A 7,190-nucleotide genomic window follows, 5' to 3' on the forward strand; every position below is an offset into this window, starting at 1 on the left:
GCTTCGCTCCTTTGCGGCGGCTTCGCCGCCTGCTAGCCGTGGCTGCAGGTTGAAACCAGCAGCCATACAACAATCCCATTCTACATCTATAGTGCGGAGAGGATTAAAATCCTCTACCGCTTTGAACAAGAGTTGTTTTTTTCTTGGAGCGAACCTTTTCCATTTTCCAGCAAACAAGGGCTTTAGCCCGCCAGTTTGCATAGCCCCACAACCATGGGCTTCAGCCCATGGGCCCAAACTGCCCAGCCGCCGAAGCAGAAAGAGAAACGACAGAAGGGGTAAGGATATCTATTCATCCCTAGGTATAGTCCACCCTCCTGTTGCACGGTATAAGGAATCCAATTCCTTTTTAAATTCTTCTGGAAACTCATAAAATTCGCAAACTCGATTCATTTCTGTTATCTTTTGTTTACTCCTATCATTTTCAGAAGTTATGATTAACTGGCGCTTTGAAGGACAGAAATAACCTTTTAAATCATACAACCAGTTTTTCCCAATTGTCCCTACGTAAAATGCATATTCTATATCTACAAAAGAATCTCTTACGGAAAAACAACCATACTTATACTGCTGCCAAGTTTTGTTTTCCAAGTCAAAAACAATATCATTCTTTGCCATATCAAACATCATATCTGCTGTTTTTACGTTATACCCACCTCTTAAAAAAAACTCCCCATTTTGACCAAACATATAATGACACCACCTCCCATTTTCCTCTTGAAAAATATAATACCCATCGAATAATACAGAACGACGACTAGATAGTGAGGCTTCATTAAACTTACCGTAATTCCTAAAACTTTCAAAGCGAATGTAAGAACCTCTAGGAGCACAGCCAAATAAGCAAATAACGAATAATGTAAATACTATAACCTTCTTTTTCATAAAATTTAATTTTTTAATTCCCAAAATCACTTTCAACTCCAGCCCCCACATAAGGAACTAGCTTTCCATCATGAGAAAACTGATCCATGCCTCTCTTCTCACCATCAGCTCCTTCAATCTCAGCTTTATAATGCATAATCATTTGAGGGAAAGTCGCCTTTCCTCCAGTAAATCCAAATTGAGCAGAAAAACTTTGTCCTTGACCTCGAGGAAATGCAGCCTTGATAAACATATTCCCATTATTTAGAGACTTTTGTGTTTCATCTTGCCTAACATATCTTACTTTATAAGAAGTCCCTTTTATTGTTTTTGCAATTTCTTCAGTTCGGTCAAACACTCCCATAACTCGCTCTCCATTAAAAATATTAAATCCAGCAGTTAAAGAAAAACCACTAGAATTTGTGTAGCTTATCATTGAAGACGCACCCCATCCATCGTCACCACCATCTCCTCCTAATGAGGTTAAAAAATCATTTGCGTGTCCTGCAGTAACTGCAAACTTAGTTCCTCCTACCTTTGCATCAAAAAAACCGATAGTTTGGTCTCTAGGACTATTGCCAAAATCAGTCAAATGGATCACTTTATTCATACCAACAGTTAAGCTTGAAGCATATTGACTAGTAATCGAATAAGAGCTATTTACATGGGTACTTTTAATTTGAGTCTCAACACCGTTACCTCCTCCTACTGTCATAGCTGATGTCAATATTAAATCAGAGTGTGTTCGTCCTCCTAATTTTGAAGTTCCCAAACCATTATGATACATATTTATCGATGCATTAAGATGACCACCTATCATTGGAGTTCTTACATTCATCCCTACCGATGCACTTCCACTTGTACTATAGCCATCTCTTCCTCCAATAGTAAAACTAACCTTTAACTGGGCTCTGAAATCGATGCCTACATTTGTCGATAGAATACCTTCTAACCCTTCCAATTCCCTCATATAAATTGGCGAAAGGCTAGCAACCTGATAGGGGGTCAACTCAGGATATTGAGCTGCAATAGGATCTACCGCAAAACCTTGCGACTCTAGCATCTTCTGTTCTGTATTTAAAGACAATTCCACCTCCATGTATATCAGGATCCTCCTCTTGCCCATTAAACCCAAAACGATAGTCCTCTCCACTAACAAACTTGCGCCCAGGCATTTCCCAACCAAATGGGTAGTACAAACTAGCAGAAGATACCTGCGCCAAATAATAATCTGCCTGTCCCGTTTGGCTACTGTCTTGACCCAAGGATTTATCGCTTAGGGTAGCCAGTACGTTACCTAAGTGGTTGGACAGCTCGTAGCGGCGGCGGCCCAGCTCTAGTTGCTGGTAGCTGCTTTGCGCCAAAGCCGTTTTGGCTAATGTTCTAATAGACCAATTGGCCGTGCCCGACTCATCCCGATACCTTAAAGCTAAGGCTTTTTTCAAGGTTCCCAAACGGGCCGAGCCATATAAATGCAGTTCGTCCAGATAAAGACTATCTCTATCTCCAACTACAGCTATATCCACTTCATTAAATTGATAAACCGCCAGCACATTCCCCTGCGGGTCACGGACATAATACTGTCCCTCCGACCGAATATCTACAGGACCATCTACATACAATTTCTTTTTGGCCAAACGGTTGCCCATGGGGTCGTACTCATATTGCAAGACCGAGGGGCCCGGCTTGCCCGCCTCAAAATGAACCTCTTGCACCTTGCCCTGTACGTTCCAGACAATCTCCTCAATCTGCTCCGAGCTATCTCGAACCAAATTACCGATTTCGTCATACACATAGTTCTGTGAGGATGTTTTTGGGGCCTGCGGTGGCCCTGAATCTTAATTTACAGCTATTTCATGAACTATATAGGCAGGTTCTTCCTGTACGTGAGCATTAAATGGACAGATTATCAGTAGCTTATTTTCAGCTGGAAAATGAAATATAAATGGCTGCGCCCTTGCATCTCTAGTTTCTCCAGATATTTTCTTTGCGGGCGGTAAGGATATTTCATCAGGCCCAAAGCTATTATAGTAAAAATCACCTGCCTTTTGATAAGCTAGAATGTAAGTGGTATCACTCAGCGCTCTAAAGGCAAGCGGGAAACATCCCAACTGCGATTTTTGCAATAATCGATTTTCTTTAATCTGCCCCTTTTGATCAATAGTAATGATTCCTAAATTTTGATTATAGGATACGATTTGACCATTAGCATAACTAATTCTATGAAGGTAATGCTCATAAATACAACCTTTTGATTTTAACTCAGGGTAATCTTTTTTCCATTCCAAACGCCCCTCTTGGTTTAGCTTTAAGAGGCTAAACTTATTACTCAACGCCCTATCTTGATAATGCTCACTAACAGCCAAATAAATGTTATTCTCCTCCCCTATAACGAAATCAGTTATTCGAGATTCTAAATCAAGGCCAGCGTCCAATTCTTTGGGGACATTAAATATTGTCAGTAGTTCTCCCTTTGCATCAACTAACTGAATTTCATAACTATTAGTCAAACTACTTGCCACAAAACAAAGACTATCTTGATACCTCTTTATAAAAGATGGTCGTTCCTGATATTGCCGTCCCAAAGTTTTACGCCACAGAAGTTGCCCCTTAGCTCCATATTTAACTAAGAACTCAGGTTTCCCTAAAAACTTAGGTTTTCCAGATTCTTCCTCATTAAACTCTTCTGTCAATAAGGGCCTTGTTGCATAAATCCAACAAGTTAAAAATCAGCTAATTACAAAAAACCTTGCGAATTAGGCATAAAAAAAGGGACAAGCCCCGTAGATTTAAGTTTTTTCGACGAACAATAAAACCTCGAGCTGTCCCATGACAAAAGTAGAAAAAACCTTACAGAATTACGCACTAACCAACAGATTTTATACCGCCCAAGGAGAGTTTCTTTTTGATGTTTGGTTCCCGCCTTTGGCAAGCAAAAAACTCATCGCTAAGCACTCAAAACGGGGTAGACCTAAAACAATTTCCGATGAATTTATTCGCTATTTATTCCGATTAAAAGTGCTTTTTGCGCTTGGATATCGGCAATTAGAAGGCATTCTAAAATGCGTTATTTCCAAATATAATTTGGATGTAAGGCCAATATCTTTCAGCCAAATATGCCGTAGAGTCAAGAATCTAAAACTGAATATTAAGCCTAAAAAAACGGATAAAGAAAAATCGATAGCGATAGATAGTACAGGGCTGAAAACCAAAGGGCAGGGAGAATGGTTAAGAAAAAAACACTTAGAAAAACAGCGCTCTAGCTGAATTAAAGTGCATTTAGCAGTGGATGATAAAACAGGAGAAATCTTATCCGTAGAGATTACTACAGAGCGAAAAACCGATGCTTCTCAACTCCTCAAAATGATGAAAAAAATGAAATCCTTGAATATCACCCGCGTTTATGCTGACGGAGCCTATGACCAAATAAAATGTCGAGAAGCGATTTGTGAGGCAGGAGCGGTACCGCTTATTCCCCCACGTAAAAATGCTCGCCTAAAAAAAGGAAAAAATGGAGAGCTAGTCGATAGTTATCGCAATGATGATATTTTATATATCTGGGAGTTGGGAGCGGCTGCTTGGAAACAAGATTTAGGCTATCACCGTCGAAATTTAAGCGAAACGGCAATGATGCGACTCAAGCACGTTTTCTCGGAACGGCTCTCTTCGCTTAGCTTTAAAATGCAGAAACAAGAAGTGCTGATGCGTATTCAAATTTTAAATGAGCTTAATGCTGTTAAGTTGGAAGTTGCTGCTAATCAGTAAATTACGATTTATGCAACAAGGCCCCTATGAGAAGAAAACCTACAGTTACTAAAACGTATTTAAAATACTCCAACTCAAAGTATCTCTGACCCTTAATAATTTATTGTATTCATTAGGATTTTGCCATGCTCCTATTAAGACATCTTCCGATCCAAAGCCCTCTAAAATAAATAAAGGTTCACTAGGATCAACAGACTTTGTTTTACTTTTCATATTTCTAACCAATGAATTACACAGCATGTCTACATCCTTCTTATTAAGAACATTTTTTTTCACCTCATAATATCTAAATTCATCATAACATTCAGGAAAATAGCGAAACTCTATTTTCTTCTCCACAATTTTAACTTTATCAGTAGAACCAACTTCTACTAACCGAATTAAATGGACAATACTTCCCAGACCACTATCTACTGGAGGTATATAAGTTATCCTATACACATGACTATCTAAATGATTTCTAAGAGGTTCTTCAATAGAACTATAAACCTTAGACATACAATAAGTATCAATCTCAGCACTAGCTTCTTTCTTCTGTTTGCTCGAACACGAAGTAAAAAAAGAAATAAACAAAAAAACACCGACACTAATCCTCACTATACACGTTATTCCCATATTCATAATCATAAACTTTTATTTTAAAACTATCAAAATACTTCCACACCTTTTCACGATTTAGAATACTTTCTTCAGCACCATTAGGATAGTACCACTTCATTACTGTTTCAAATTCTTTTCGCATTGTAGTATATATAGTATAACCATGAGGGGTAGCTAGAATACTTGGATAGTGTTTACCATAGCCTTCTAGGACAGGATTAAAATCTCTAGGATCAAATTGCCCCCTTGCAGATATAGGACTAGAAGGAGTATTTAATCGTCCAACGCTATAATTGTGTTCAAAAAAGGCCCCACCTTTTTCCCCTGCTGATGCAGTAATATGTGTGTGTCCCCATCCTATAGTGCCTTTAAACTTATATTCATCTGAGTTTTCGAAACTTTCAATAGCAGAAATAACTTCTCCCATTGTTATTACGTTACTAGTACGATGCATACCTTCACTCAAATCTTCAACAACTAATTCTCGACTATTTCCTACTAATCCAAAAATAAAAAATCTTTCTTTGCCTTCTCTATCTGAGTCTTTCATTATTTTTTTCAACTCACTTCTTGTTTTTTCTCCTATATAAAAATCAGCGTTATCACGTATAACTTCGGCTAAATCATACTCCCCTCCTCCTCTGAATATATTCGTAATCCTTGATTCAACAACACCTTCAATAGTAATAAAAACATTTTGATTAGGACAATTATCATTTATAGTCATCATCAATTGCCCCTCCAAATTTCTAATTATAGTTGTATCTCCGTTTAAGTCTGTTCCTGATATAGGATTACCTTGAAAGGTGTTATAAGGACTAATAGACGTCACAGGCCTTGGATCCACATTCCACCTTCTAGCTATTCGGCTATCATACTCCCAATACAAAGTAGTAGTATGTCCCTCTGCAATATCAGGATCCTCCTCTTGCCCATTAAACCCAAAACGATACCCCTCCCCACTAACAAACTTACGGCCTGGCATTTCCCAACCGAATGGGTAGTATAAGTTTGCCGAAGAAACCTGCGCCAAATAATAATCTGCCTGTCCCGTTTGGCTGCTGTCTTGACCCAAAGATTTATCACTGACCGTAGCCAGTACATTGCCTAAATGGTTGGAGAGCTCGTAGCGGCGGCGGCCCAGCTCTAGTTGCTGGTAGCTGCTTTGCGCCAAAGTGGTTTTGAGCAGGCTCCCAGCAGGCAAGCCAACGGCCCCCGACTCATCCCGATACCTTAAAGCTAAGGTTTTTTTCAAGATTCCCAAACGAGCCGAACCATATAAATGCAGCTCCTCCAGATAAAGGCTATCTTTGTCATCGACCAGCGCAATATTTTCTTCATTGAATTGATAAACCGCCAGCACATTCCCCTGAGGGTCACGGACATAATACTGCCCCTCTGACCGAATATCTACAGGACCATCAACATACAATTTCTTCTTGGCCAAGCGGTTACCCATAGGGTCATACTCATATTGCAAGACCGAGGGCCCCGGCTTACCCGCCTCAAAATGAACCTCTTGCACCTTGCCCTGTACGTTCCAAACTATCTCCTCCATCTGCTCCGAGCTATCTCGAACCAAATTGCCGATTTCGTCATACACATAGTTCTGTGAGGATGTAGCTAATGCCCCATCCTGTCCTGGCTGACTAGTCAAATCGCCTACCGTTGCCGCCCCTACGCCATCCGTCACATACTGCAATTGGTTGTTATACAACTGCCCGATAGCTTGGCTAGAAACCTCTGGCAATTGTGCAGGATCAACATCATAAGTATAATGATAGCTTAAATCATCTATCTGCTGACCCGCTGCATAACGCGATAAACTCAAGATATTTCCATTCGCATCATAGCTATATGATGACTGTGCTTCACAATCTCCTATAGCGCATCTTTTTGTCCAATCTGTTCCACCATAAGAATACCCTTCTGAACTCACAATCCGATGCAACTGATCATAC

8 protein-coding genes are annotated in these 7,190 nt (G+C 39.8%); 2 read left to right on the top strand and 6 right to left on the bottom strand.

Annotated elements, in window-relative coordinates; genetic code table 11:
- Window positions 1-288 precede the first annotated feature (288 nt).
- Genes SAPGRDRAFT_RS00300 through SAPGRDRAFT_RS00315 form a run of 4 tightly spaced genes read right to left on the bottom strand, consistent with a single transcriptional unit; the run spans window position 289 to window position 3,557 of the window.
- Window positions 289-885 carry a hypothetical protein gene (locus tag SAPGRDRAFT_RS00300; protein ID WP_156001779.1) on the bottom strand — a complete coding sequence of 199 codons (597 nt, stop codon included), beginning with the start codon at window positions 883-885 and terminating at the stop codon, window positions 289-291.
- 13 nt (window positions 886-898) lie between these two features.
- On the bottom strand, window positions 899-1,927 hold the full coding sequence (locus SAPGRDRAFT_RS00305; protein ID WP_002656240.1) for a hypothetical protein: 1,029 nt from the start codon (window positions 1,925-1,927) through the stop codon (window positions 899-901).
- Window positions 1,875-2,657 carry a hypothetical protein gene (locus tag SAPGRDRAFT_RS23320; RefSeq protein ID WP_002656242.1) on the bottom strand — a complete coding sequence of 261 codons (783 nt, stop codon included), beginning with the start codon at window positions 2,655-2,657 and terminating at the stop codon, window positions 1,875-1,877. The genes SAPGRDRAFT_RS00305 and SAPGRDRAFT_RS23320 overlap by 53 nt, the downstream gene beginning before the upstream one ends.
- 45 nt (window positions 2,658-2,702) lie before the next feature.
- Entirely contained in the window at window positions 2,703-3,557 is an 855-nt protein-coding gene (locus tag SAPGRDRAFT_RS00315) for a hypothetical protein (protein WP_002656244.1), read from the bottom strand.
- Between the two features lie 136 nt (window positions 3,558-3,693).
- Here SAPGRDRAFT_RS00315 and SAPGRDRAFT_RS00320 point away from each other — a divergent pair, with 136 nt between their 5' ends.
- On the top strand, window positions 3,694-4,131 hold the full coding sequence (locus SAPGRDRAFT_RS00320; protein WP_037349577.1) for a transposase: 438 nt from the start codon (window positions 3,694-3,696) through the stop codon (window positions 4,129-4,131).
- Between the two features lie 6 nt (window positions 4,132-4,137).
- A complete protein-coding gene (locus tag SAPGRDRAFT_RS00325; protein ID WP_071530088.1) occupies window positions 4,138-4,629 on the top strand; it encodes an IS5 family transposase in 492 nt (163 codons plus the stop codon).
- A gap of 48 nt (window positions 4,630-4,677) precedes the next feature.
- Here SAPGRDRAFT_RS00325 and SAPGRDRAFT_RS00330 read toward each other — a convergent pair whose 3' ends face one another.
- Both SAPGRDRAFT_RS00330 and SAPGRDRAFT_RS23325 read right to left on the bottom strand, forming a co-directional pair.
- Window positions 4,678-5,256, bottom strand: a complete 579-nt coding sequence (locus SAPGRDRAFT_RS00330; RefSeq protein WP_253271231.1) for a hypothetical protein — start codon at window positions 5,254-5,256, stop codon at window positions 4,678-4,680.
- Window positions 5,216-7,190: hypothetical protein (locus SAPGRDRAFT_RS23325; protein ID WP_002656248.1), on the bottom strand; the 1,975-nt coding region annotated here is incomplete at its 5' end. The genes SAPGRDRAFT_RS00330 and SAPGRDRAFT_RS23325, both read right to left, overlap by 41 nt.

The sequence above is a fragment of the Saprospira grandis DSM 2844 genome (assembly GCF_000275825.1).
GTDB classification, from domain to species: Bacteria; Bacteroidota; Bacteroidia; order Chitinophagales; family Saprospiraceae; genus Saprospira; species Saprospira grandis_A.